At 35.1% G+C, this 25,302-nt stretch carries 28 protein-coding genes; 4 read left to right on the plus strand and 24 right to left on the minus strand.

Annotation, left to right across the window (positions count from 1 at the left end):
* Positions 1 to 78: 78 nt before the first annotated feature.
* From bsdcttw_RS21840 to bsdcttw_RS21860, 5 genes are all read right to left on the minus strand, one after another.
* Positions 79 to 933, minus strand: coding sequence for a helix-turn-helix domain-containing protein (locus bsdcttw_RS21840; protein ID WP_185256895.1), 855 nt, complete (start codon positions 931 to 933; stop codon positions 79 to 81).
* A 185-nt stretch (positions 934 to 1,118) separates the two neighbouring features.
* Complete coding sequence (locus bsdcttw_RS21845; protein ID WP_185256896.1) at positions 1,119 to 1,877, minus strand: class I SAM-dependent methyltransferase; 759 nt, start codon at positions 1,875 to 1,877, stop codon at positions 1,119 to 1,121.
* A gap of 318 nt (positions 1,878 to 2,195) precedes the next feature.
* On the minus strand, positions 2,196 to 3,242 hold the full coding sequence (locus bsdcttw_RS21850) for a DUF4037 domain-containing protein (protein WP_185256897.1): 1,047 nt from the start codon (positions 3,240 to 3,242) through the stop codon (positions 2,196 to 2,198).
* Between the two features lie 366 nt (positions 3,243 to 3,608).
* Complete coding sequence (locus bsdcttw_RS21855; RefSeq protein ID WP_185256898.1) at positions 3,609 to 4,631, minus strand: transglutaminase domain-containing protein; 1,023 nt, start codon at positions 4,629 to 4,631, stop codon at positions 3,609 to 3,611.
* A gap of 397 nt (positions 4,632 to 5,028) precedes the next feature.
* Positions 5,029 to 5,574 carry a hypothetical protein gene (locus bsdcttw_RS21860; RefSeq protein ID WP_225903726.1) on the minus strand — a complete coding sequence of 182 codons (546 nt, stop codon included), beginning with the start codon at positions 5,572 to 5,574 and terminating at the stop codon, positions 5,029 to 5,031.
* Between the two features lie 417 nt (positions 5,575 to 5,991).
* Here bsdcttw_RS21860 and bsdcttw_RS21865 point away from each other — a divergent pair, with 417 nt between their 5' ends.
* From bsdcttw_RS21865 to bsdcttw_RS21875, 3 genes are all read left to right on the plus strand, one after another.
* Positions 5,992 to 6,918 carry a DUF4367 domain-containing protein gene (locus bsdcttw_RS21865; RefSeq protein ID WP_185256899.1) on the plus strand — a complete coding sequence of 309 codons (927 nt, stop codon included), beginning with the start codon at positions 5,992 to 5,994 and terminating at the stop codon, positions 6,916 to 6,918.
* A gap of 76 nt (positions 6,919 to 6,994) precedes the next feature.
* Positions 6,995 to 7,618 carry an RNA polymerase sigma factor gene (locus bsdcttw_RS21870; RefSeq protein WP_225903727.1) on the plus strand — a complete coding sequence of 208 codons (624 nt, stop codon included), beginning with the start codon at positions 6,995 to 6,997 and terminating at the stop codon, positions 7,616 to 7,618.
* Positions 7,608 to 8,231 carry a hypothetical protein gene (locus bsdcttw_RS21875; RefSeq protein ID WP_185256900.1) on the plus strand — a complete coding sequence of 208 codons (624 nt, stop codon included), beginning with the start codon at positions 7,608 to 7,610 and terminating at the stop codon, positions 8,229 to 8,231. The genes bsdcttw_RS21870 and bsdcttw_RS21875 overlap by 11 nt, the downstream gene beginning before the upstream one ends.
* A gap of 288 nt (positions 8,232 to 8,519) precedes the next feature.
* Here the strand turns inward: bsdcttw_RS21875 and bsdcttw_RS21880 are convergent, their stop codons facing one another.
* The 17 genes from bsdcttw_RS21880 to bsdcttw_RS21960 all read right to left on the minus strand — a co-directional run bounded on the left by bsdcttw_RS21880 (position 8,520) and on the right by bsdcttw_RS21960 (position 22,831).
* Positions 8,520 to 9,191, minus strand: a complete 672-nt coding sequence (locus tag bsdcttw_RS21880; RefSeq protein WP_185256901.1) for a hypothetical protein — start codon at positions 9,189 to 9,191, stop codon at positions 8,520 to 8,522.
* A gap of 308 nt (positions 9,192 to 9,499) precedes the next feature.
* Positions 9,500 to 10,477 carry a DUF1796 family putative cysteine peptidase gene (locus bsdcttw_RS21885; RefSeq protein ID WP_185256902.1) on the minus strand — a complete coding sequence of 326 codons (978 nt, stop codon included), beginning with the start codon at positions 10,475 to 10,477 and terminating at the stop codon, positions 9,500 to 9,502.
* A gap of 784 nt (positions 10,478 to 11,261) precedes the next feature.
* On the minus strand, positions 11,262 to 11,885 hold the full coding sequence (gene thyX / locus bsdcttw_RS21890) for an FAD-dependent thymidylate synthase (protein WP_185256903.1): 624 nt from the start codon (positions 11,883 to 11,885) through the stop codon (positions 11,262 to 11,264).
* Positions 11,886 to 11,903: 18 nt separating this feature from the next.
* The gene (locus bsdcttw_RS21895) at positions 11,904 to 12,365 is read right to left on the minus strand and encodes a phosphoribosyltransferase (protein WP_185256904.1); all 462 of its coding nucleotides are present in this window, start codon (positions 12,363 to 12,365) and stop codon (positions 11,904 to 11,906) included.
* Positions 12,366 to 12,508: 143 nt separating this feature from the next.
* A complete protein-coding gene (locus tag bsdcttw_RS21900; protein ID WP_185256905.1) occupies positions 12,509 to 13,447 on the minus strand; it encodes an HD domain-containing protein in 939 nt (312 codons plus the stop codon).
* Positions 13,448 to 13,451: 4 nt separating this feature from the next.
* On the minus strand, positions 13,452 to 14,450 hold the full coding sequence (locus tag bsdcttw_RS21905) for a hypothetical protein (RefSeq protein WP_185256906.1): 999 nt from the start codon (positions 14,448 to 14,450) through the stop codon (positions 13,452 to 13,454).
* Positions 14,451 to 14,459: 9 nt separating this feature from the next.
* On the minus strand, positions 14,460 to 15,509 hold the full coding sequence (locus bsdcttw_RS21910) for a hypothetical protein (protein ID WP_185256907.1): 1,050 nt from the start codon (positions 15,507 to 15,509) through the stop codon (positions 14,460 to 14,462).
* Between the two features lie 161 nt (positions 15,510 to 15,670).
* The gene (locus bsdcttw_RS21915; RefSeq protein WP_185256908.1) at positions 15,671 to 15,958 is read right to left on the minus strand and encodes a hypothetical protein; all 288 of its coding nucleotides are present in this window, start codon (positions 15,956 to 15,958) and stop codon (positions 15,671 to 15,673) included.
* A gap of 9 nt (positions 15,959 to 15,967) precedes the next feature.
* A complete protein-coding gene (locus bsdcttw_RS21920; protein WP_185256909.1) occupies positions 15,968 to 16,678 on the minus strand; it encodes a hypothetical protein in 711 nt (236 codons plus the stop codon).
* A 376-nt stretch (positions 16,679 to 17,054) separates the two neighbouring features.
* Complete coding sequence (locus bsdcttw_RS25125; protein ID WP_330602451.1) at positions 17,055 to 17,729, minus strand: AAA family ATPase; 675 nt, start codon at positions 17,727 to 17,729, stop codon at positions 17,055 to 17,057.
* Between the two features lie 42 nt (positions 17,730 to 17,771).
* On the minus strand, positions 17,772 to 18,065 hold the full coding sequence (locus bsdcttw_RS21930) for a hypothetical protein (RefSeq protein WP_225903728.1): 294 nt from the start codon (positions 18,063 to 18,065) through the stop codon (positions 17,772 to 17,774).
* Between the two features lie 305 nt (positions 18,066 to 18,370).
* Positions 18,371 to 18,763, minus strand: a complete 393-nt coding sequence (rpsI, locus tag bsdcttw_RS21935; RefSeq protein ID WP_185256910.1) for a 30S ribosomal protein S9 — start codon at positions 18,761 to 18,763, stop codon at positions 18,371 to 18,373.
* Between the two features lie 25 nt (positions 18,764 to 18,788).
* A complete protein-coding gene (gene rplM, locus bsdcttw_RS21940; protein WP_185256911.1) occupies positions 18,789 to 19,223 on the minus strand; it encodes a 50S ribosomal protein L13 in 435 nt (144 codons plus the stop codon).
* A gap of 130 nt (positions 19,224 to 19,353) precedes the next feature.
* Entirely contained in the window at positions 19,354 to 20,103 is a 750-nt protein-coding gene (truA, locus tag bsdcttw_RS21945; protein WP_185256912.1) for a tRNA pseudouridine(38-40) synthase TruA, read from the minus strand.
* A 134-nt stretch (positions 20,104 to 20,237) separates the two neighbouring features.
* Entirely contained in the window at positions 20,238 to 21,044 is an 807-nt protein-coding gene (locus bsdcttw_RS21950; RefSeq protein ID WP_185256913.1) for an energy-coupling factor transporter transmembrane component T family protein, read from the minus strand.
* Between the two features lie 66 nt (positions 21,045 to 21,110).
* Positions 21,111 to 21,959, minus strand: coding sequence for an energy-coupling factor transporter ATPase (locus bsdcttw_RS21955; protein ID WP_185256914.1), 849 nt, complete (start codon positions 21,957 to 21,959; stop codon positions 21,111 to 21,113).
* 2 nt (positions 21,960 to 21,961) lie between these two features.
* Positions 21,962 to 22,831, minus strand: a complete 870-nt coding sequence (locus tag bsdcttw_RS21960; protein ID WP_185256915.1) for an energy-coupling factor transporter ATPase — start codon at positions 22,829 to 22,831, stop codon at positions 21,962 to 21,964.
* Positions 22,832 to 23,120: 289 nt separating this feature from the next.
* On the opposite strand from bsdcttw_RS21960, the gene lepB reads away from it, so the two are divergent.
* Complete coding sequence (lepB, locus tag bsdcttw_RS21965) at positions 23,121 to 23,696, plus strand: signal peptidase I (protein WP_185256916.1); 576 nt, start codon at positions 23,121 to 23,123, stop codon at positions 23,694 to 23,696.
* A 58-nt stretch (positions 23,697 to 23,754) separates the two neighbouring features.
* On the opposite strand, the gene bsdcttw_RS21970 is transcribed toward lepB, so the two are convergent.
* Together bsdcttw_RS21970 and bsdcttw_RS21975 are read right to left on the minus strand one after the other, a co-directional pair.
* On the minus strand, positions 23,755 to 24,291 hold the full coding sequence (locus tag bsdcttw_RS21970) for a bL17 family ribosomal protein (protein WP_185256917.1): 537 nt from the start codon (positions 24,289 to 24,291) through the stop codon (positions 23,755 to 23,757).
* A gap of 26 nt (positions 24,292 to 24,317) precedes the next feature.
* Positions 24,318 to 25,277 carry a DNA-directed RNA polymerase subunit alpha gene (locus bsdcttw_RS21975; protein ID WP_073278637.1) on the minus strand — a complete coding sequence of 320 codons (960 nt, stop codon included), beginning with the start codon at positions 25,275 to 25,277 and terminating at the stop codon, positions 24,318 to 24,320.
* Positions 25,278 to 25,302: the final 25 nt, after the last annotated feature.

The following is a 25,302-nucleotide window of genomic DNA, read 5'->3' on the forward strand; positions in this document are numbered from 1 at the left end:
TCGTGTCAGTTAATTTTATCATAGGGTCGTAAGCTTCACATCCTCAAACTTATTTCAGAAAAAACATTAGGGTCACCATTATAGGAGTAACGCATGCTCTCTGGAAGCATTCCGGTATACGGTTGGAGAAATACCTCTTTTTAGAGTAAATTGCTTTATAAAGTAAGTATCATATTCAAAGCCGGTAGAACGAGCTATTTCATTCAAACTCATATCTGTGTGAATCAGAAGGTAGCCTGCTATTTTTAGACGATACATCAGTAAAAAGTTCATAGCTGTACAGCCGCATCTCTCCTGAAATAATTTATTCAGTGAAACACGGTTTAAGTGTGCGCAGTCTGTTAACTCCTTCAATGTTACCTTATCCGGATAATTCGTGTAGATATAATCCAGAACCTCATCAACCGGTGATTGCTCACTTTGACGGTTCAGCTCCTCAAGCATCCCTAATATCTGTATAAGATACCTTTTAATTCTGCATACCCAGAGCCCATCACTTTGAGCATAAACTTCTGTTCCAAGTACAAAAAACCATTCAAATAAATGAGGATATGCTTTCTCCGAAACAATGGGTATTCCTGTATGCCTGCCCTCCCTAAAAAAGAGTGAAAGACCTGTTTGAATTCTCAAATTAGTGGCAATACCATCCTGGGTATCAGAGTTTCGTACCGTATTAAAAAAATCCGGATGAAAGCAGAAGGATTGGGCAGATACCTTCTCCTTCTGCATAATTTGTATTTCGTCTTTCTCGGATAAGCACAATATACCCGGGGCTAAAATTTGAAAAGGACGATTGTTTAATACACCATGTATACTTCCTGTCGTAACAAAGGTCAGGGTTAATCGCTCCGAATAGGGAAAATCTTTAAAATCTTCCGTAGCAATAAATTCAATATATACATTTCTGTCTTTATGGCGGTCATATTGGGGCATGATTATCTCCTTTTCCAGTTAGTCACATGAATTCTCATTTATATTATTGTAACGAAAAATCTTTATGGATACAATAGCTATATGAGAAACAGGAACATGCAGCTAGTGATAGAGACTGCATGTTCCAAATTTAACTTTATGTATCTGCATTCAAATCTTGTAAGTACCGGAAAGAACATGGTGTACTACAATTTCAATGAGTACACCATAAGTTGCAATTCTTTATAGGATGCTTCCTTCCCATTGTAGTTTGAAAAGGCGCTAACTATTTTCATGTTCCTTTTATAAAAGATGCTTTGCAGTTCTTCCAATGTATATAACCGGATAGGGTCTCCATAAGGTATCTCAGGTCTTTTTGCAGGTTCTCCATATGGAATGTCACATCCTCCATAAAGCATTCTCCTATTCTTCCTATCCCATTCAAATAAGGATAAGGACAATGCGCTTGCACCTATTTCCCATGCGTGTTTCGGGAAGTAATACTCTGCATGTTCTGCATTACAGACATCCATAAAATGCTTGCCTCCTGACTTTAACGCCGTGGATATCACATCAAAGATCTTTAGGTTCTCTTCGTCACTCTCAAGATACCCGATTGCACCATCCGCCAGATTTAGTACAACATCAAATTCATTATTGAACCGAATGTCGCGAATATCAGAATGGATAAATTGTACCTGCAGGGATTCCTCTTCACTGCTTTTTATTGCATCATTGATAAACTCCTTCGTAATATCAACTCCAACCACCGAAAATCCTCTTCTTGCAAAAGCAAGGGAATGCCTGCCAAAACCGCAAGCTAGATCAAGTATATGTTCCTTGCCTGTAAGATTAAGGGTTTTTATTATAAATTCCACTTGATTCTCTGTCTCCTCAACCCATGATTGATTCTTTGCTTCCAGTGTCCATATACTCTTATACCAGTCTGAGCCTTTCGCTTTCATAAATAGCTCCTTTCTGCGTGATTAACACACATACGATCAGAGAGGTGATGTTACAAGATGAGACTTATAGCAATTCATACACTGTATATCTGCCTTTTGCAACACCCCTCTTCCTTAGGTTATAATTATCTAACGAAGTAATGACTTCCTACTGCACTTTCAATGTTCTAGTATATAAACATATTATTTTTTCTGCCGGCAAATTAATCATAGCAAGTATTTCATAAAACTTATAGACTTATATTTTTCGATATGTTATCCTAGATACTAAGGTGCGGATAAAAATATCAATTATATCAATAACTGTTATCCCCCGTATTATTCTTTGATAACTTCTCTGTTATTCATCACACTCTCCTGTCTTACCGCTTTTACTACATCGTAAAACCAATCGTATAATTCTTTCTCACCCAATGTATTCAATTTATTTCTATCTATCATAACCATCCCATCTTTTATTTCAGTAAAACTAAAAAGAGGCTCATAATTTAAACTCGATATACTGCTGAACTCCTTCCATTCACTCAGTGTAAAACTATCTTTTTCTATAATCCTCTCCAGATTCTGAAATACTCCTCTATGCATTAACTTAAGGCCATTGTTAAAATCAAGCATACCGCACAGCTTGTCATTAATGGCATTCCAGAAACATTCCAGACTTTTCTGTCTTTTATATAAGCTCTCCAGATTCATATCGCCGGTATAAAGAATTCCCTGCAATAATTCATCATAAGGAAGCGGCTTCCATTCCAAGGTTCTGCTCATATGAATCAGCCACTTATCATGAGGTATATATTCACTGTTTGCTATAAATAGGGCAGACAGTAAGGGTTTAACGGCATTATTAAGGCAATAATGTCCCTGGAGAATATCTTCTCTGTGAAGCCATATATCTCCTGCAAGCTTATAATTCCACCAAGCTTCAAACATCAATCCTTCCGCAGCTGAAACATCCCTTACCGTTTTAAGCTTCCTGTCAAACAGACTCTTTAATTCTCCGTTGGTATCATATAAGATCTTAGCATAAGACATATCCCATAATGCGATACTGTCATATTCCTTCCTCCATTCTTCCTCATAATTCAGAACTTTTATATCATATAAGTATCCCTCCATCTTAGTTATACCAAGTGCTATTGGCGTTTTCTCCTCTTTATAACTCTGGAATTCTTTATCATGTAAAAAGATCACCACATCTATTTCTGACAGGTAATCGGCATAACCTCTTGACATACCTCCATCCAGCATAATACCGGCAATGCCGTCAAATTTTTTAATATTATCCATATTTTTATGAAGTGCTTCCATCAATTCCTTTAACTTACTCTCTTTATTAATTGTTACATAAGGTCTGTTTGTTTTCATATAAGGCTCCTGTCTTTGGCTTTTTATTTAAGATTTGTGATACATAAAATTTGTGATAACATAATTTAGTGATAACATAAAAAAAGCTGTGGAAATCTCCACAGCTAATAATCTTACTATTATATGCGTGGAATATATGATGAAATCATTTTTGAGTATAGAAAAGAAAACTGTCACAAAACAGTCTCAATCCTTTCTATTCCATTATGATTTTATCTTCCTTTCCACGTGATACTTATATTACTGATTGTGCAATATCAAGTATACCGGATGTGTCACCTCATAATTTTTTATTTTATGTTATCACACTTGAATCATAACATAGGCTTTATACTATTGTCAATTAAAGTAGGCTTTCTTTCTCTACTAGGGTAACATATCGTTTTCCTCTTCATAAGCATCTTCCATCTTAACCGTATCTTCTATACATTCCTGAATGAATTTCACGCGGATGACTGCTTGTGCCCAGTTTATAGAAACCTGACTGTGCATGTTCTTTTCCGTGGCTCTCTCAGCTATGGTATGTACTAGATCCTCTAGAACTGCTCTTGTGAGATAGCCGCCTCTCCAATGAAATGTAAGAACATTTCCCTTTTTGATAGCTTGCTGACAGCGTTTTGCTACATCCTCCTGCTTGGTAAAAGAAAGCTTCTTCTCCTTATAATAAAAATGATCACCGTCATTACACCCAGGAACATTGTATATTACAGGCTCGTGATCCTTGAAAATGCTTTTATCATCCAAATTAAAATAATCATATCTCACTTCTTTTTTACCTAATGAATTATCAAACGTAGCATCTAAATGATACCAAACTCCATTGATTCGTATCACATTCCATGCATGACGATATTTGATGTTCTTTTCCGGATTATTCTCAGAAATAACGACAATACAAGGAATAGACAGTCGATCGCAAAGAATCTTTACTGCTTTTGCAATTCCTTCACAGACACCGACTCCCTGCCCCAAGGGCCCTAGTATTTCATGGGAATACTGTTTCTTCAGCTTATCATAAGTCACATTTTCACAGATAAAATCATGAATATATTGCTCCTTTTCCAGGTCACTTTTATCCTTAACAACCCGGGTAAGCTTCTCCACCCTGGCACTCATCGCCTTCTGATGCTCTATGATTTTATTCTTTTCAAACAAATATTCAGGCTTAATCCTTACAAGTGTGGAATCCTCGTAAAAAGAATAACGAAATGTCGGAGCATAAAATATCTCAGGACAGTCCAGTCTTAGCTTGTAAAAGATATCGCTTAGTTCTCTTCCATCAATTCTTTGAACATCAAAACTTAGTGAAAGGGATTCCAGGCCGCTTTTGATGACCTGATAAATTCTTTGCTGTTGTTTGTTCATCTGGCTATAATAATATAGTTCCATTTATCACATCTGCACTTTCTTTTTTCATAAATATTGCTAGTTGTTTATTAATCTCTCTGTTATTTCTCTGCTATTTTCTCTGTTGTTCTGTCTTGTATTCTCTTTTGGTTCTCCCTGTTATTCTCTCTTTGTTCTCTCTGCATTTCTTTCTATATTTTTTATTGGCCCAAATAAAACCTCGAATACACTTGGGCTTCGAGGTTTGAGATATAGCATTGTTATCCCTTATTTTTGGTTTTCCTATATTTAAAATTCTGTTTCTTTTTTACAATTGATTCAGTTAAGCTTAAAATGAGTCACCAGATTTCCTAAAGTTTCGGCCTTGGTATCTTTGTCAGCATCTGTTCTTACCAGTGTATAAAATCCACTCTTGGCATATTCATCATAATGCTCTTTGCTATTTACCTTGGCTATACACTGCTTTAAAATTCTCCATTGTACTTTCCGGATCTTCCGATTGCATTATCTGTTCCTTTAAAAAAGCTTTATCCGGATCATCACGGTCAAAAAACTTCTCAACCGACATAGCTTGTGGGGACAGCATTACTGCTACTTGGTGATAATCAGCAATCTCATGTAATATAGTAAGAGGTATATTGGTGTCCACAATTACTTTTTGGTTTTGAGATAAACGAATTAATTCCGCTACTTCAAATTCAGCGGCTTCCTGGGAGCATCCAAGTATCCACTTTTCATATTCTTCCGGTGTTCTATTCACAAATTCCTGCCAGTCTTTCATTGTCTGAAAATAGCACAGATTGGGTTGACGTTCTGGCACTATAACCTGATTCGCAACCCTGGAGTGATAATTTTCTCCGCATGGAACCAATCCATATCTATCCGCCAGCATTGCTACCATTGTTGATTTCCCTGAATATGCAGTCCCTGTAATAAACATCGCATTCTTTAAATAGTGCTTCACAATATTGCTATTTATATTCATACCAGTATCTCCCTTATTCTACAACAAATAAACTTATACCGTTAGTCAGCATAAGCGCAATTAATAATTAAGAATATTAAATTTATTAACGTAATTTATTGTTGTTAAATAAGAAGTGACACCACATAATTTGCTCCTCCAGGTTTTATTATATCATACCACCGGTAATTATCAATGTTTAAGATAAAACGGCATTTGCCGGTAGATTACCTCGTTATGGGTTTGAAGAGGAACTCTGAACCACAGGTGTAAGCATTTTAGAAATCCATTCTCTGCAAAGAGGACTACCAACATCAGAGGCAATAATAAATTTTTTTATTTTTTGCAACATTATCCATTTCTCATTTGTATACAGGTTAGAACCGAAAATATATGGTTACTAAAAATCAAGCCAAAAATGAGAAAGGAAGAACAATCATGAAAAAAATTATAGTTTTTATTCTTTGCGCAGTTATAACATTATCCTTTACCGCTTGCTCCAACAATTCTCCCTCAAAAGATAGTACCCAAAAACAAACCACCGGGGATAACGCACAAATTCCAAATCCCTTTGTTGATTGTAAAACCATAGCGGACGCCAATAAAATAGCCGGGTTTACTGTAGTTACCCCTAAAACCCTACCGACTGGTTATTCACAGGATACAATACGTGCTATTAAAGATGACCTTGTAGAAATCATTTATGTGAAGGGCGAAAACAAAATCAGTTTCCGTCAAGGCAAAGACAGTAAAGATATCAGCGGCGACTACAACGAATATAAAGAAAGTAATACCCTGACCATCGGAAGTCTGCAAGTAACGATTAAGGGAGACAACGGAAAAGTTAACCTTGCTGTATGGACTGATGGAGATTATGCCTATGCAATTTCGTCAGAAGGTCTTGACAATAATACAATTAGCGATATGATAACCAGTATGAAGTCTGACGCTGATGACAATGTTCAAATACCCAATCCTTTTATTGATTGCGCTACAATGGCGGATGCAAAAAAAACAGCCGGTTTTACCCTTACTGTTCCCTCAAAAATGCCGAAAGGTTATGTACAGGAGCTCATTCAGGCCACTGAAAATGATATGGTGCAGGTTTTCTATAAAAATGGTGAAAAGGAAATTCTCATCCGCAAGACGAAAGGCACCGAGGACATCAGCGGTGACTATAATGAATATAAAGAAAATAACACAATCACTGTTGGCAGCCTCAAGGTATCTACCAAAGGAAATGATGGTAAAATCAACACAGCCACATGGGTTGACGGGGAGTATACCTATTCTATTACTGCCAATCTTGGAGAAACAGGTTTGGATGCGACCACTATCAACGAAATGGTAAGCGATATCCACTAAAATAAAAGCAGCCGATTGAAGTATGGCGATACTGTGAGTTGCAGTTTCGCCATACTTCAATCCAAGGAGGTGACCTATGGTAGAAACATACAAGCTACCAAATGGATTATGGAGCTTTATAAACTTCTTAAAGGAGTGTATCTTTTCCCTGTTCTGCTTGCTACATTCTGCAGGAAACAGCACGAAGGTAATACCCATACAGGGCACTTTGTCTTCTGCTCAGATCAATGAGCAAGCTGGCCGATTGATGACAACCTATGGAAATAATGTTCTACGCCTTGCTTACTCCTACCTTCACAATATGAGCGATGCAGAAGAGGTATTACAGGATGCATTAATACAATTTATTAAAACACAGCCACAATTTGAAACAACTGAACATGAAAAAGCATGGTTACTGCGGGTTGCGATTAATCTCAGCAAAAATAAGATAACCTATAATAACATCCGAAAAACCGATGAACTAAGCGAAACCTTGGCAGCAAACGAAACCGAGGATTTATCTTTTGTGTGGGATGCCGTGAAACAACTACCAGAAAAATACAGCGAAGTCATTCATCTTTTTTATCATGAGGGTTACTCTACCGCCAAAATAGCTTCCCTATTATCAAAGAAAGAAGCAACTGTTCGTTCATTACTGCAAAGAGCCAGAATCAAACTGAAAGATGTGCTGAAGGAGGTGTATGATTTTGAAGAATAGGTATGATAAAATTATGGAGAACATTGAAGTTACCCCAGAAATGCGCGATAGAATTCTTAATAATATTAATACGCTTGATTTGGAGAAAACTCCGAATAAAGTTATTCCCTTTCACAATTACAAGAAATACCTTTCCATCGCAGCTTGTTTTGTAATTTTACTTGCAAGTTCTTTCTTCCTTCACAACCTAATAAGCTCAAGAAATGGGGCCCCACCGCAGCAGGTAGTACCGGTTATCGTTGAATATAGTTCAGCAAAGGAACTGTCGAAAGCCATTGGATTTACTGTAAAAGAAATACAGAGTGTCCCATTTACGGTGGAAACGATAAAATATACTGCATACTGGAAAAAACTTGGGCAAATACAATACGCAGGTCAGGATAATACAGCTGTGTTAAGAATGGAACCCACCGATGAGGATGTAAGTGGAGATTATACAGAGTATACCAGTATAAAAAGTATTAAAATAAAGGATGACAATGTAACATTCAAAGGAAACGATGGAAAATATATGCTTGCCGTCTGGAAAACCGCAGGGTATTCTTACTCTATTCAGTTTACCAATGCGATTTCCGAAAAGGAAATGCTGACCACTGTACAGAGTGTGAAATAAATAGTTTCAAAGATAATAAGAACAGCTTAAGAAATCAGGACTGATACTAGTGAAGTGTATTACCCCCAAAAACCTATCATTATGACAATGATTCATTTTCAGTAAAAAACTAAACAGTACATCCAAAAAGCCTTGAAATACAATGATTTCAAGGCTTTTGTTATTAGTCTTATTATCTCCTTTGATAGCTTTTACCCTTGCTTTTTAAAGGCTTTCTAACGTTTTTGTAACCTACTTTGTACTTTACGTTAATTACCTGTAGCTTCTCATAGTTGTCTAAATTAATTTTTACATACGATTAAGATTAAAATGATTAGCCAGAATTTCTAAAGTTTCAGCCTTGGTATCTATATTAGCGTCAGTTCTTACAATCGTAAAAAATCCACTCTTGGCATATTCATCATAATGCTCCTTACTATTCACTATTGCTATGCACGCTTTATAATTCTCCATTGTTTTCTCCGGATCTTTCGCTTTCATTATCTGTTCCTTTATAAAAACCTTATCAGGATCATCACGGTCAAAAAACTTCTCAACCGACATAGCCTGTGGTGACAGCATTACTGCCACTTGATTATAATCTGCAATCTCATGCAATATATCAAGAGGTATATTGGTATCCACAATAACCTTTTGGTTTTGAGATATACGAATTAGTTCTGCCACTTCAAACTCAGCAGCTTCCTGCGCACCTCCAAGTATCCATTTTTCATATTCTTCTGGCGTCCGATTCACAAATTCCTGCCAATCTTTCATTGTCTTAAAGTAACACAAATTAGGTTGACGTTCTGGTATTATAACTTCATCCGCAATTCTGGAGTGATAATTTTCACCACATTGAACCAGTCCATATGTATCTGCTAACATTGCTACCATTGTTGACTTACCTGCATATGCCGTACCTGTAATAAACATCACATTTTTCAAATAATGCTTTATAATATTATTATCTATTTTCATTGTATTATCTCCTATATTCTACAACAAATAAACCTATGCTGTTTGCATAAGCACATTTAACATATTAATAACTTTAATAGAATTAATGAAATCTATTGTTGTTAAATAAGAAGTGACACCACATAATTTATTCCTCCGAATTAGAATATTATCATAATATCGATAATTATCAATACTTAGCTTTCATTGGTAATCATCCTTGGTACCTATTCTCTAGCGATTAGATTATTATAATAATTATATATCAGATAAGTTACGAACCCCACCGTCATTGTATGAGGTTCTTTTTTTATGTCCTAAGCATGACGTTAAAAGGCTTTTTCTAAATTTAATTTATCATTTACAAAATATAAATTATAATATCCCTTTGATAATAGAGTATTCTTAATTATTTCAGCTTCATATCTATCTTTTAAAGAAATTACAATTGTATCATCTTTATCATATTTTTCTATAGCATTTACACCATATTGCCTAATTGATTGTGAGTTATTGTGAGTATCCGTAACTGCAATACCTTTTATTTGAATATCATACTTATCAAATCTATACAATAAATCCAAACACCTTTTTCCTGCCCCATATATAACTAGTGCTTTATTTTCATCTTTTATTTTTTGCATAATTCTAAAACATTCAAACCTATGCTTATTATAATAATTATTTAAAATATTCCCCCATATTTCCATATTTCCACGCCAATCGGCTCTTTCTTGTGTAAAGCCGTTAAATGTATCATTAAAACTATATTCCTCAATAGATAAACAATCACTTAGCACATATCGCTTCATATTATATGAATTTATGTCCATTTCTTCATTATTTCGTATGTTTATCAATTTAATTTCTAAATGTGGATATAATGATGAAAATTCCTTTAAAAAAAGCTGTAATTTTTCTATAGTATCTGTTCTATTGCAAATCAAAACCACTCGCTTTGCTTTCTCTAATTTATCATCCATATTTTTAAATCTTTTACTCATTTTTTCAAGGAACTTTTTTTGTGCTTTTTCAACTTCTATATTCCTTGGAAAATGATGAATAGAAACAATATTATTTATAGTATCATTAATCCATCTATATTTACTATCCCCCCTATTATTATCTTCTTCAATATCAACAAAAAAATCAACAAATTGGGTTTTAAATAAATGAATAACGGTATCCAAAGAATACTCCATCTGCCAGTCTAAAGGATATGCTTCATTTCTTAAATCATTTGCCTGCAAATGATATGCAGGACGACATGCACCTCCGACTGATATATATAAATCATAATAATACATTTCAACCTCCTTAGCTATACTAGCGAAATGTTCTTAGGGATATTTTTCCTTGATTATAAGACATTTAACGGTAATTTAACACTATTTTCTCTTCTAATATACCAGTCGAAAATCTAATTTGTCAAATACATACATTATTTTAGTAGTTGAGCAGGTTGTAAATCTTCAAATTCTGATACTACCGTATGCAAATCACACCCATGTAATTTCTGTCTTATATATGAATGATAATTTTATGGCTTTACATAAAAAGCACAAGCACGAGCAACGCAAGTTACAGTTGGCTATGGGTTCAGACTTCAAGCATCCCGAAATTGTGTTTACTTCCTCTACAGGCAATTATAAAGACCGTAGTTGTCTTAATACCTCATTAAAGCGTTTCTTAAAGGTACAGACTTTGAATATCTGACTTTACACAAACTTAGACATACAAACGCTTACTTTATTTCTAAATAATGGAATTGACTTGAAGATTGTTTCAGAACATTAAGGTCATGCTGATATTCAGATTACAGCAGGTACTTATACTGCTGTCTTAGATAGTTCACGTATTAAAACTGCTGAACTTATGGAACAGATTTTATCAGAACAAACACCAAATAAACATCAACTGATTAAAATCGGATAAAGAAAAACCCTCGGAAAGGTTGATTTCCAAGAGTTTGTAAGTTCTTGATAATTATCTCTTTGATAGATGTTTGATAAGTGTAGAACCGCATAAATGGTGGATTCTTTGAATGGAGTGTTAGTTACGTGTTTGTTACCCATAACTATGTGCTTCAATCTAATAATTTATATCATCAAATATTATTGGTATTATGCCTTTGAATTTATCAAGCATTTTACAAGCCACTTCTCTCATCTGCGGATGTGCTTTTGTAGATGTTCTCAGCTTAAAAAAATGTCTCCACTCACGTAAATTCATCGTTACAACTATTTCAGTCTTTAAACTATTTGGCAAAATACTCCTAGCTTCTTGAGGTGTTACTCCCATTTCTATCATTTTATTATATGCTTTTTCAATCTGATCCATTGACTCAAGCCACAACTTATATTGTTCACTATTTTCATCCCAAAATATTGGTTTAATTAAAGTTAATTCTTTTCCGAATTTTTCATTACTATAATTGCAATAACGAGTACTTTCTTGACTATAGCTTGCTATTCTATGTCGAACAATTTCATGCGTGACTCCCCTATCACATATTATTCTAACTGAGATTTTTTCATGTTCAATTACTGACTCATGTCCATTTTTAAGTATGCTAGATATGAATTTTTTTGATGAATCTTCCGTAATACGATCCTCGCTTTTATAGCAAACCCTTCCAATAATTTCGATCTTCCTAAGTATCTCGTCTCCCTTTATCTCATCTAAAATTTCAAATGACGGTTCAATAATTCTCATAAAATCTCCTTTCCATATTTACATATCGATACAAATACACTTTCCATATGCTTGCTTTATTTGACATTCTTCTTGCTTTATTACATCTAACTGAAAACTCGTATTAAGATATACTGCAATTTTTTCATATTTCCATGATTCATTATCTTTTATTTCTCTACCAAATATTGATAATATATTTTTTATCATTGAAACTTGAATTTTACATTTATTTATTATTTCGTCAACAGTATCACCTGTAGCTATAGCATCAGTTACAATTATAATATGCTTGTTCTCACATTCTATGGATATATCCTGTTCAGATTTTTCCAAATATTCCGGAATATAATATGTATATAAACATCCCAAAGCATAAGCCAATAATGTTCCAATTTTCAACCCTTCTGTGCCTGCAGCAACAATAATCACATTTTCTTTTCCATACTGGCTAACTACATTCTTTGATAGTTCAAAAAATTTTGAAACGATCTTCTTCAATACTGATTCATCATCTAATAATTCAGCAATATCTATCCATTCATGCGTACATATTTTGCTATTTATTTTATAATTTCCTGTTCGTAATAGCTTTTTTTTCCTTATCTCTTCCTCAAGATATACACTTATTTCTTGATCGGATATTAATACTTTTTTATTTTTTTTTTAGGATGGTCTAAATATATCTGCATATCTGAGTTGTAAGTTTCAATTTCAACACTATGAAATATTCGATAAAAACAACCATCTATTTTATGCGATATGTAACTATTTATACATTCTAATTCTTTAATAATTTTATTTTTTACTTCTAATATCATTTCTCCCAAATCATCATTAAAACCATTTTTTTCAAAATAGTAATCATTTGTAGCAATCTTAAGTTGATCATTTTTTTCGGGATCTTTATAAATCTTATCAACTAATACCAATTTCATATGATGACTTTTTGACAGTCTATCTTTCTCTAAGTTTTCATTAAAGTGGTATTCATTTTGTGGTCTATTAATTCGATCAACTGTTGAATCTAATTCGTCAGCTAAGCGTAAAGCAGCTCCTATTTGACAAGCTAATTTATCATCATCAGTTTTCGTATGTTCATATTTTTTATATAGTTCTTCTAATGTATTTACCTTTACTCCAACATTATTTTTAATATTTCCATGTCCATAAATAGCTGATGCGATAATTTTAGCACTACTAGCATCTAAAACACTATTAATCTCATTTCGATCATTCGAATAAATTGCATCCAAAACAAACATTTGTCCATCTTTTGCATGTGTTTCCCTCAACTCAGTATTATCAGCCATAACAATATCATGTAATAAAACAGCAACATCTAATAAAAATATAGTTTTTTTAGATGGTTTTTTACTAAAATCAACAACCGTTTCACTTATAATCTTATAAATATTTTTACAATGAGTTGAATAGTCATGTGTCGTAAATTTTATTTCTGAACTTGCTGCTCCTTGGTCTAATCTTTTTCTGAAAATTCCCCGAAGAGTATTAAAATTTTCTATGTAAATTGAATTTTCTAAATATTTTATGCAATCATATTCATCTTCTTCATAAGTCATTAGTTTACCCCTTTTCATCATATAAATTTATACTATACTTAAATTCACTTTTATACTTAGTAATATCTACTAATGCTTCATAATTTATATCTCCACTATATCTCACTAACGGCAATACTCGTCCTATTCCAATTCCACCAACAAGTTCAGCTCTATGCATGTTTAAAATTACATTTAATATTTTTAATTCTGTACCAAGACATAATACATCATACACATAGAAATATTTACTATGCTTATTTATCTTCTTCCATAAATCCTTTTCTTTTATTATAACTTTTGGTCCAAGATTTAGTAAATACAATACTTTTTTTCTAAATATAGCACCTAGTACCGTTGCTAATACAGCGCCATTATTACTTGTGCAAACAAAACTATCAAATTCATTGTTATGTTTTAAAATATGTCTATACAATCCATACAAACAAAAATTTAACATATCAGGTTTTGCATAAATTTTTTTAACATTAATGTACTTTGACAAATACACATTAGAAGATTCATTGTACTTATTTAAATCTAAATAAATATCTTCAGATAACAAAGTTTCAACTAATTTAGTTGTATATATATCGCTACACTCAGCTATGAGAGATTCCTTACTTATGCTTTGTAACATATGAGCTTTGGTACTCATTACCAACGAATTCTCTCCATACCATTTTTCCCACACGATATTACTACCAAATTCGCTTTTTATTATTGAACACAATTTTTCTGATACATTTATTAATAAAACAGTTTTTTCCATTTCAACAAATTGGTGAAAAACTTTATCTGCGCTAGCAATTTCTTCTAAATCAAGAATGATAATATCTGACTCAAAATTCTTTATTTCATCAACAATGGAACTCACCGCACCATTTGTAACAAATTCTCTAGTTGGTTGAGCCTCCCCTTCATTAGCTTCCATTTGAAAATAATCAATTACGTTGCTTTGCCAAAATAACTCATATTTTATTGAAATATACCCGTAATCATAGTTTTTTAATTTTATTATCATCACACACCCCTACTGAAAACCTATTTCAAGCTCACATTGAACTCCTGGCATATAAATACCCTCATCAACAAAAATATTTTTTTCATCTTTAATTGCCTTGTCTATTTCGGAAAAATATTTTTCTTTATTTTCGTGGAGTATTGAAACAAAATTATTATAAAAATTATCAGTTATAACTACTCTAGTATCGTTTGAACTTATTCTAATTATTCCTTTTCTCTTTACCGTTTCTGAAACAGCATCATATATACCAAAATCAGGTGTATCACTTCTATAAAAAATGGCTTCCATTATTGCATGTAGTTCTTTATACTTATCATTTTTTAATTCAACCAATCTCTTTGGAGTCATAAAATGTAAATTCATTATTTCATCTTTACAAGCTCTTTCATACATTGAAGTATAAATTCCCGTCCCCCAATCAGAAACAGACACCATAAATTTTTGTATTGATTTAAGATTTTGAAAAGTTACATAACAATCTGTTTTACCATGCCTAGTAGAATTAACACAAAAATTCCATATCATATTCATCACTATAATACTATTATTGTTATCCCATTTATCATAAATAGCCGAAAAACTGTCTTGCACAGTGCCCATAACATTCCATATCATGTCTTCAGTATAATTGTTTTCAATGTGATATGTCTTTTTATTGGGATCTTTTTTGGGCAAATATCCGCCTATATATTCTTCTAAAACCTCATAAATTTCATCATCACTGTTATATTGTAAAAACTTAACATTGTCTAAATATGACAATAACGTTTCTTTTGTTGGTATATATAAAACAGCACTTTTTCCACATACTTTTTTGATCCATTTGCCCATGACTAATAAATCCGGTATAACTAATGGATTTACAATATCAACAATTCCCCAATCCAAAAAAAGTCTTTTACTTTCATAAATACTACAATTAATAAACTTATTTATTTGAGGTAGAATCTCAAAATATAAATTAAATGTCGATATTTTTTGTGGAAACCTAACAATGTAATATTCCATTACAACCCTCATTCCTATCATAATAAATTCACGTAGAATCTTTTTCATTATAACAAACTCTCTAGATTATTGCCACATTTTTCAAGTTTTTATACAAATAATTATCACAAGTATCAAAATACTTATTTTATATATATTCAAAAATATGAGAGCCGATGGCTCTCATAAAATTAGATTCCCACAAAGTCCCTTACCTTTTTCTTCACTCCCTACATAAATTTCTCAAATAGCGTCATTTCCCCAATCATAAATCGCTTAACAAACTCATATGCGTCATTCAACTTCTGCTTCAAACTTCGAATTTCTCCGTCTTTCTTCTCATTCTCGTACCGAAGCTGAACCACTTCTTCAAACAAATCATGCTCCTTGTCAGAGCCAGCACCGCTATACATGAAAAAGACTTCTTCCGCTATTTCTGCTTTTCGACTTTTCTCTTCCAGTTTAGCAGAAACTACCTTGTAATCGTCTTCCACAACTGTAAGTTCCTTCTTTGCCAAATCTAACTTTCAATCATAATACCGAACCGTACCATCAACTTGCTCCAGATTCATCTTTTTATCTGTCAGCATTTCATCTAGCTTAAATATAGTAGAAGCTTTCTCCGTAACTGCTTTTTCTTTCGCTTTCAAATCTGTTTCCACCAAGAAAACTATCTTTTCAGCTTCTTTGGCTCGTTCAGCAGCTCGCTCTCGTCTATAATCCGATAATAACAAATCGCCACGTTCATTCTTACCCTTAAAGAATCGCTCCCAGCCAAGTTCCTTTTGCATATAGTCAGCAATCCACTCACTCTGCTCCTCAATCCAAGTCACGGCTCCATACTCCACTTTTTTCATCTGTGGAACTTTCCCCTGTGGTGTATCTTGCCAGACCAGATTATCAGATTCATCAACAGCTTGCTTCATGGTGGTTGCATATCCCATTCGTTTAAATGTCTGTGAAAATGCATTCTGAACACTTTGCCCTCTACTACAATTCTTCACATAAAGGATAAAAGTCATATGAAGATGTGGTGCTGATTCATCTCCATTAAAAGCCATATTATTGATTACAATTCCTTCCTCAAATGCTGGCTTCCAATCTGGATCAGCAATTCTATCTTTCGTTAGAAAAGTTACATTCGGGACTTCGGTCAGCATATGTTCTGCAAAGTCCAGCAATGCCCGTTCCGCAAATAGCGAATCATAGAAATTATTATCATATCCCGTATCTCCCATATCTCCTATCTGCCAGATAATTTCATACTGCTCATGCTCTGTTTATCCTGCTTGATTTTCTCATAATAAGTATCAGGACACCAATCCCCACGACTTTTCTTAATCTCCTTTTGTCTCCACTCCTGATAAGAAGCCTCAAACAACTTGTCATATGCTTGCTCAATGGTAAAATCTCTTGTACCATTAACATAATAGACATTTCTATCTTCTCTATCATGCGTTGCATTTCTCTTTATACCTTTTCTAGATGCTTCCTCTTCAATATCCTTAGAAGAAACTTCGCTTTCTACTCCGAAGTATTCCTTGATAAAGGCAATAGCTACATCTAACTTCTTTCGACCTCTGCCTTCTTTCCCTGCAAGCAGTTCATTTACTGTTATGTCATATGGACCGATACACTCAAATCCTCTGTCTTCTGATATTTCAAATCCAATGGAATCTCCTGCCGCCGCAAGACTGATTTATCTTGTGCCATAATACGAATGTTGGGTTTATCTGGTATTTTTGCTACTAGTAATACACTTCTAACCGTTGCCTGAATATCAATAGAGCCAAGTCCTCGATATGTTGACTTTGAGCCAGAAGCTTTATTCATGTGACCGATTAGAACAATGGCACATCCATACTTTTCAGCAATTATCCCTAAGCGCTTTAATACGAATCGTATCTCATTGGCTCGGTGCATATCTACATCAGAACCGATATAGGTTTGAATCGGATCTAGAATTACAAGCTTTGCTTTTGTTTCAGCGATTGCCTGCTCTAGTCTTTCATCCGTCATACCCAGTTCTTTCTCTGTTTCATCAATCACATGGATTTTGCTACAGTCTGCATTCGCCTTTTCAAGTCTTGGCTTTATCGTATCGTCAATCCCATCCTCCGCAATTTGGTAGATAATGTTAATTGGCTCATATGGTATATCTTCATCACATGGAAGAGGTTGCCCTCTGCTAAGTAGTGCCGCTAATGTTAGTGCAAGTGTTGTCTTACCTTCTCCTGGATCTCCTTCTATTAAGAAGCTTTTGATATAATTATATTTGCGAGATAAGATATATCAGCTCTGCTGGTTGTCTTTAAGTCCTTTCCCTTTGGGTTAGGACTTTTTTATTGGAATCCCAATAAAACCACTCCCTTCTTTCTTTGTTGCTACACTGCCCTTGATACTTCTTTGAAATATCCAATTTCTTCCTATGCCTTCTTGCCAGGGCAAAAGTAGTTGTATTCTGAGGAATTCTCCATCTTGAATGCATATCCAAATTTGAGAATCCCTTTTTGCAATCCGACTCTTATATATTGGGCATCTTTTCCGATGGCTTTTGTATTTTAGCAATCGGAACATTCGCCCTGTAAATGACGGAAGCTCAATCTGGTAATTTACTTCTCCCATTAAACTTCACCTCCCAATACTCTATAAGCAATCAACCAAATTTAATCCCACAATACAAGTTCCAAATCATAAGGAACTTGAAAAATGAAGGAGAGCAAAATGAAGAATATATTTATTCCTAGAAGTTTGCCTAAAAAACGATATCAAAAAAGGATGTTCTAAGCACTGATTAGCACTTAAAACATCCTATATTTTTGTTAGTTACTTGTTAGTTACCGTATTAAATCCACACCATTTTACGACATTCCAGAACTTCAAGAAGCCAGTAAATATGCGGTTTTGCACGATTCCACAAACGGCACAGACTATCTCTTTGAGAACTGAGGAGCACGACGAGCTGCTTTTAAGCCGTACTTCTTTCTTTCTTTCATTCTAGGATCTCTTGTTAAGAAACCAGCTTTCTTTAATGCAGGACGATATTCCTGATCAGCCTGTAATAAAGCTCTGGAGATTCCGTGACGGATTGCGCCAGCCTGGCCGGTGAAACCACCTCCGTGAACGTTAACAAGTACATCAAACTTATCTACTGTATCAGTAATGGTAAGAGGCTGACGAACGATTAACTTTAATGTCTCAAGTCCGAAATACTCATCCATATCTCTTTTATTGATTGTAACTTTACCAGTTCCAGGTACTAAATATACTCTGGCAATACTGCTTTTTCTTCTTCCGGTTCCGTAGTATTTTGCTTTAGCCAATGTTTTTTCCTCCTTTCAGTCTGGATTAATATTTAATCTCTAATACTTCCGGTTTCTGAGCTGCATTCTCATGCTCAGGACCAGCGTATACGTGTAATTTTGTGATCATCTGTCTTCCTAAAGGTCCCTTAGGTAACATACCCTTAACTGCAATGCTGATAGCATCAGTAGGTTTCTTAGCCATTAATTCCCTTAAGGTTGTCTCTCTCATACCGCCAACATAGTCGGAATGATTGTAGTATATTTTTTGATCCAGCTTTTTACCGGTCACTTTAATTTTTTCAGCATTTACAACGATAACATAGTCACCGGTGTCAATGAAAGGTGTATAAGTAGGCTTGTTCTTGCCTCTTAATATTTTAGCAATTTCGGATGAAAGACGTCCTAAAGTATGTCCTGTTGCATCTATCACATACCATTTTCTTTCAATGGTTGATGCGCTTGCCATATAGCTTTTCATTGGATACCCTCCTTATTTCATTCAATCAATAATCATTTTCAAAGTAATATATGTTAAAATACCTTACCGGGGCTTGGCTCTGGTATTCTCACGTCACATCTCCATATTATACAATAATGTACATACAGTGTCAATAGCTTTTATTGCTGTATTCAATTTTTTCCAAGGTTAATCCCTGTGCAGGAGCTTTTGGACCTGCCGCAGCACGATCCTTCTTTTCCAACGCTTCTTTCACGTTAACAGGAGGCCTGGCACCAAGACCGACTTTTATCAAAGTTCCGGCAATAATCCTTATCATATTATAGAGGAATCCATTTCCCGTTATCCTGATAGTAATAGCATCTCCGGATCTTTCAACTTTAATGTCATATATGGTCCGGGTAGTATCTGCTACTTGGGAACCGGAGGAGCAAAAACTCTTAAAATCATGAGTGCCAATCAAATAACTCGCTGCTTCTGCCATCAATTCTTCCTTCAAAGGATAGTATACAAAGTAGGAATAGAGTCTTTCTGTAGGTACAGGAAACCTGGAATTTAATATTCTGTAGCAATATGTTTTTTGGCTTACGCAGCGTCTGGGATGAAAGTCCTCCTCTACTTCTTTTGATTCCCTAATTACAATATCTTCGGGAAGCCTCTGATTTAAGGCGAAAGAAATCTTCTCTCCGGGTATTCTGCTATTCGTATCAAAGACCGCTACATTTCCCAATGCATGTACTCCGGAATCCGTCCTGCTGGCTCCAATGATGGTTATGGGTTCCTGCAGCAGTTCACTCAGCACTTTATTTAAAACTTCTTCTATTGTTATTCCGTTTGGCTGCACCTGCCACCCACAGTATTTTGTACCGTCGTAGGCTACCACCAACATAATTCTCTTCATCTTGCCTCTTTCTTGCATTAATAGCCTTGTAAATTGAAATCTAAACTATACTATTTACTAGCTTTGTCTACTCTTCATATTATATTGAACGTTAGTTTCTCTGTTGTATTGATATAATAAATCTCAAGTAAGGTTTACACCAGACCAACATGATTCATCAAAATAATTGCTGCTAAAAATACCACTAAAACAAAATAAGATATGATATCTCTTCCCTTATATTTAAGAGGCTTCATCTTTGTTCTGCCATCACCGCCACGGTAACACCTGGCCTCCATTGCCATGGCAAGATCATTTGCCCGGCGAAATGCCGATACAAACAGAGGTACCAATAAAGGAATAAGACCTTTGGCTTTCTTGACCAGGTTACCGCTTTCAAAGTCAGCACCTCTGGCCATCTGTGCCTTCATAATTTTATCTGTCTCTTCCATAAGGATGGGGATGAATCTTAAAGCAATTGACATCATCATAGATATCTCATGTACCGGAACCTTTATCTTCTTTAAAGGCCCTAGAAGACTCTCTAACCCATCTGTCAGATTATTAGGAGTCGTAGTAAAAGTCATTAGGGATGAGCCGATTATGAGCAGAATTAAGCGTATTGCCATAGTAATACACAGCTTGATTCCCTGTTTGGTAATTGTGATAATTCCAAATGTTATTACCGGGTCGCCTTGGGTAAAAAACAAATTAAATACAACTGTAAATAGAAGGATTGCTATAATAGGCCTCAAACCTCTTAATATGAATTTCAGCGGTACTTTTGACATCTTTATGACAGCAAATAAGGCCAATGCCGCTAGCAAATATCCTGTGTAAGGTTTTATAATAAACAGGGCGACGATGTAACAAATAGTTCCGACTAATTTCACCCTTGGGTCCAATTTATGAAGCAGGGAATCGGCAGGATAATATTGTCCGATTGTTATGTCACGAATCATGTTAACCTCTTTCTTAAAATTAGATTGTTACGATAGTTTTCTTTTGTGTATATAGTACCTTTGCATTTACCGCAATAAACACTTCAATATTTCTTCTCTCGCCTCTTCAATCGTAGTCGCATCGGTTTTTACCGGTATTCCTCTGTCTTTTAACTCATGCATCACATAAGTTACCTGGGGTGCTGCTAGACCCATCATTTCCAATTCCTTATAATGCTCGAATACCTTATGAGGTGTATCTTGAAATACAACGCTTCCTTTATTCATAACTATCAGTTTATCAGCGTATTTCGCTACGTCTTCCATGCTATGGGAAACCAGTACGATGGTTATATTGCTTTCCTTATGAAGTTTATTAATCTGCTCTAAGATTTCATCCCGTCCCTTTGGATCAAGTCCGGCAGTAGGTTCATCAAGGATTAAAACTTCCGGTTTCATTGCTAATACACCCGCTATGGCAACCCTTCTCTTCTGACCGCCGGAAAGCTCGAAAGGTGAAGCATCAATCATATCTTCTCCCAACCCGACCATTTTTATCGCTTCATAAGTACGCATATCCACTTCAAGCTGATCTAGACCGAGATTTTTTGGGCCAAAGCTAACATCTTTATAAACCGTTGTCTCAAATAATTGGTGCTCGGGATATTGAAAGACAAGTCCAACTTTACTTCTTAGATATTTCATATTGAAGTCTTTCTCATATATATCTTGGCCGTTAAAGTAGATTTTCCCACCTGTAGACCGAAGCAAGCCATTCAGATGCTGTATAAGAGTCGACTTTCCAGAGCCTGTATGTCCGATTAAGCCAACAAATTCTCCATCATTAATAACTAGATTTATATCCTTCAATGCATGCTTTTCGTATGCCGTTTGAGGACTGTATACATACTGCAGCTTATCTATTATAATTGGCATGATTACCTCTTTTCTTTTTCTCCCTTTAGTGCACAAAGCGCCTTTACCAGTTCCTCAACTGTTAATATTCCTTCGGGTATATTAAGCCCCCTTTGACGCAATTCATAGCTTAATTCCGTTACCTGAGGAACATCAAGGCGGTATCGTTTCAGTTTTTCCACCTCTTTAAAGATTTCTCTCGGTGTACCTTCCATAACAACTTTACCCTTGTCCATAACGAAGACTTTATCTGCATTGATAACCTCTTCCATATAATGTGTAATGAGAACAACCGTAACTTTTTCCTTTTTATTTAGCTCTCTAACCGTCTCAATAACTTCTTTACGGCCCATAGGATCAAGCATAGCCGTCGGCTCATCCAGTACAATGCATTGGGGCTTCATAGCCATAACTCCAGCTATCGCTACTCTTTGTTTTTGACCGCCTGAAAGTTTATTCGGTGAATGTTTTCGATAATCAAGCATACCAACTGCCTTTAAGCTTTTTTCAACTCTTTCCCATATTTCATCCGTAGGAACTCCCAAATTTTCCGCACCAAATCCCACGTCTTCTTCTACTACAGTTCCTATTATCTGATTGTCCGGATTCTGAAAGACCATGCCTGCATTTTGTCTGATATCCCAAAGGTGCTCTTCTTCTTTGGTATTTATGCCATCTACCCAGATAGAACCTTCTGTCGGAGTTAGTATGGCATTAATGTGTTTGGCAAGTGTTGATTTACCGGAACCATTATGCCCCAGAATCGCTATAAAATCACCTTTTTTTATCCCTAAATCCACATTGTCAATTGCACGGTTGATAGACTCGACTTCACCTTCATCGTTGCGCCTTATATATTCAAACACTAAACCTTCTGTTTTTACCATTTCCATACGAAACCTCCATACTGCCAAAGCATGCGGTTTGAAACCGCCAAATAGAAATTGATATTAGCTGTCAATACTATTGTAAATACTTTTTACATTTTAAATTATTATCTCCATAAATGCAATGTATTTTTCATAGGTGCTTATTCATTTATCTGTATTTCAAACAATGAAAGCCATATCTTAATTCGTACTATATATTTCCCATACTCCTTGTTACGTTTCTCTATGTGTGTTAAAATAATAGGGAATTGTCATAAATAGGTTTTAATAAATGCAAAAAGGGAGATAACATATGTCAGAAAATATGCCGAATGAACCTGAGAAACACACAGAGGAAGAAAAACAGCCTTTCTCTGCTAAAAAAGAGATATTAAGCTGGGTAAAAGTTATCCTGGCTGCTCTTGTACTTTCATTTCTTTTAAATCATTATGTAATTGTCAGTGCCGAGGTTCCTACAGGCTCCATGGAGAATACCGTTATGATCGGTGACCGGATTATAGCTTCGAGACTAAGCTACCATTTCCATGAACCCAAACGCGGAGATATCGTTGTCTTTTATTTTCCGGATGATGAAACTCAGAGATATTTAAAGCGCATCATCGGACTTCCTGGGGATACCATTGAGATAAAGGATGGAAAAGTGTACATTAACGGAAGTACTGAACCCTTAAAGGAAGATTACCTTAGAGAAACTCCTGTGGGCGATTACGGTCCTTACACCGTTCCCAAAGATTCTTATTTTATGATGGGCGATAATCGAAACGACTCCTTTGATTCAAGATTTTGGGAACATACCTATGCTACAAAAGATGAGATAATAGGAAAAGCAGAATTTCGTTACTTTCCCTATCCTAAACTGCTTAAGTAACAGCAAAAAAAGACAGAAGAACTTAGTTAAGTTTCTTCTGTCTTTTCTATATATAGGATTAAACTAATTCGATGAGTACTTCCATTGCAGCATCACCTTTACGCTGGCCAATCTTTACGATTCTTGTATAACCACCGTTACGGTTTACATACTTAGGAGCGATTTCTTCAAAAAGCTTATCTGTTACATCAACAGTCTTTGTATTTCTCTTTCTTCCAGCTGCTTCTGTAGGAACTTCTGTTACAGTGTAGAGCTGCTTTAACATCTGTCTTCTAGCGTGAAGACGGGATGCACTGTCTTTTGTAACTGTCTTTTCTACTTCATCATAAACGTTAACTTTCTTTCCGTTTACAACTTCTTTAACATTCTTACCTTCTTTATCTTTACGGGCAACTTTTGCTTTAACAGTAACTGTTTCGAAATTATCTTTTTCTTTAACAGCTAAAGCGATTAAGCTTTCAGCAATTTTACGAATTTCTTTTGCTTTGGCTTCAGTTGTCCTGATCTTGCCGTGATATAACAGGCTGGTAACCTGATTTCTCAGCAATGCCTTTCTCTGACTGGATGTTCTTCCAAGTTTTCTATAGGCTGCCATTACATTCCCTCCTTTGACGTATCAGCTTAGTCATCACTTACATTCAGTGATAAACCAAGTTCTTTCAGTTTTGCAAGTACTTCCTCTAAGGACTTACGACCAAGGTTTCTTACCTTCATCATATCTTCAGAAGTTTTATTTGTTAATTCTTCAACCGTATTAATGCCGGCTCTCTTAAGACAATTATAAGAGCGAACGGATAACTCCAGTTCGTCAATATTCATTTCCAGAACTTTTTCTTTCTCGTTATCTTCTTTTTCTACCATGATTTCTGCTGTCTTGGCATTTTCAGATAAATCGATAAAGGAATTCAGATGCTCGCTCAGAACCTTGGCAGCAAGGCTGACAGCTTCATCGGGAGCTAAAGTTCCGTTAGTAAATACATCAAGTGTAAGCTTATCAAAGTCAGTAATCTGTCCAACACGAGTATTCTCAACGCTTAAATTAACACGTTCAACAGGAGTATAGATAGAATCAATGGGAATTACACCTATAGGCAGGTCGTCGTTCTTGTTTTTATCTGCACTAATATAGCCTCTGCCTTTTGTGATAGTGATTTCCATATATAATTTACTGTCACTTCCACCGTTCAGAGTTGCAAGAACCAGTTCCGGATTTAAAACCTCAATGTCAGGATCAGCCTGGATATCTCCTGCTGTTACGACACCTTCTCCTTCGAATTCGATATAAGCCGTTTTAGGCTCATTTGTCTCACTGGTATTTTTAATTGCAAGGCTCTTTAAGTTCATTATAATTTCAGTAACGTCTTCTTTTACTCCGGGAATCGCGCTAAATTCATGAACCACGCCTTCAATCTTAACTTGGCTGACTGCAGCTCCGGGTAAGGATGAAAGCATAATTCTGCGTAAAGAATTGCCCAAGGTTGTACCGTATCCTCTTTCCAAAGGTTCTACTACAAAACGTCCAAATTTTTTATCTTCAGAAATTTCTGCAATTTCAATTTTTGGTTTCTCAAAATCAAACACAATAGGACCCTCCTTTTGGGTTATT

Source organism: Anaerocolumna chitinilytica (assembly GCF_014218355.1).
In the GTDB taxonomy this organism is placed as follows: Bacteria; Bacillota; Clostridia; order Lachnospirales; family Lachnospiraceae; genus Anaerocolumna; species Anaerocolumna chitinilytica.

Excerpts from the sequence above, each read along its gene's own strand:
- bsdcttw_RS21840 (WP_185256895.1), bottom strand. The coding sequence starts at position 933 with ATGCCCCAATATGACCGCCATAAAGACAGAAATGTATATATTGAATTT.
- bsdcttw_RS21845 (WP_185256896.1), bottom strand. The coding sequence starts at position 1,877 with ATGAAAGCGAAAGGCTCAGACTGGTATAAGAGTATATGGACACTGGAA.
- bsdcttw_RS21850 (WP_185256897.1), bottom strand. The coding sequence starts at position 3,242 with ATGAAAACAAACAGACCTTATGTAACAATTAATAAAGAGAGTAAGTTA.
- bsdcttw_RS21855 (WP_185256898.1), bottom strand. The coding sequence starts at position 4,631 with ATGGAACTATATTATTATAGCCAGATGAACAAACAACAGCAAAGAATT.
- bsdcttw_RS21860 (WP_225903726.1), bottom strand. The coding sequence starts at position 5,574 with ATGAATATAAATAGCAATATTGTGAAGCACTATTTAAAGAATGCGATG.
- bsdcttw_RS21865 (WP_185256899.1), top strand. The coding sequence starts at position 5,992 with ATGAAAAAAATTATAGTTTTTATTCTTTGCGCAGTTATAACATTATCC.
- bsdcttw_RS21870 (WP_225903727.1), top strand. The coding sequence starts at position 6,995 with ATGGTAGAAACATACAAGCTACCAAATGGATTATGGAGCTTTATAAAC.
- bsdcttw_RS21880 (WP_185256901.1), bottom strand. The coding sequence starts at position 9,191 with ATGAAAATAGATAATAATATTATAAAGCATTATTTGAAAAATGTGATG.
- bsdcttw_RS21885 (WP_185256902.1), bottom strand. The coding sequence starts at position 10,477 with ATGTATTATTATGATTTATATATATCAGTCGGAGGTGCATGTCGTCCT.
- thyX (WP_185256903.1), bottom strand. The coding sequence starts at position 11,885 with ATGAGAATTATTGAACCGTCATTTGAAATTTTAGATGAGATAAAGGGA.
- bsdcttw_RS21900 (WP_185256905.1), bottom strand. The coding sequence starts at position 13,447 with ATGACTTATGAAGAAGATGAATATGATTGCATAAAATATTTAGAAAAT.
- bsdcttw_RS21905 (WP_185256906.1), bottom strand. The coding sequence starts at position 14,450 with ATGATAATAAAATTAAAAAACTATGATTACGGGTATATTTCAATAAAA.
- bsdcttw_RS21910 (WP_185256907.1), bottom strand. The coding sequence starts at position 15,509 with ATGAAAAAGATTCTACGTGAATTTATTATGATAGGAATGAGGGTTGTA.
- bsdcttw_RS21920 (WP_185256909.1), bottom strand. The coding sequence starts at position 16,678 with ATGGGAGATACGGGATATGATAATAATTTCTATGATTCGCTATTTGCG.
- bsdcttw_RS21930 (WP_225903728.1), bottom strand. The coding sequence starts at position 18,065 with ATGGGAGAAGTAAATTACCAGATTGAGCTTCCGTCATTTACAGGGCGA.
- rplM (WP_185256911.1), bottom strand. The coding sequence starts at position 19,223 with ATGAAAAGCTATATGGCAAGCGCATCAACCATTGAAAGAAAATGGTAT.
- truA (WP_185256912.1), bottom strand. The coding sequence starts at position 20,103 with ATGAAGAGAATTATGTTGGTGGTAGCCTACGACGGTACAAAATACTGT.
- bsdcttw_RS21950 (WP_185256913.1), bottom strand. The coding sequence starts at position 21,044 with ATGATTCGTGACATAACAATCGGACAATATTATCCTGCCGATTCCCTG.
- bsdcttw_RS21955 (WP_185256914.1), bottom strand. The coding sequence starts at position 21,959 with ATGCCAATTATAATAGATAAGCTGCAGTATGTATACAGTCCTCAAACG.
- bsdcttw_RS21960 (WP_185256915.1), bottom strand. The coding sequence starts at position 22,831 with ATGGAAATGGTAAAAACAGAAGGTTTAGTGTTTGAATATATAAGGCGC.
- lepB (WP_185256916.1), top strand. The coding sequence starts at position 23,121 with ATGTCAGAAAATATGCCGAATGAACCTGAGAAACACACAGAGGAAGAA.
- bsdcttw_RS21970 (WP_185256917.1), bottom strand. The coding sequence starts at position 24,291 with ATGGCAGCCTATAGAAAACTTGGAAGAACATCCAGTCAGAGAAAGGCA.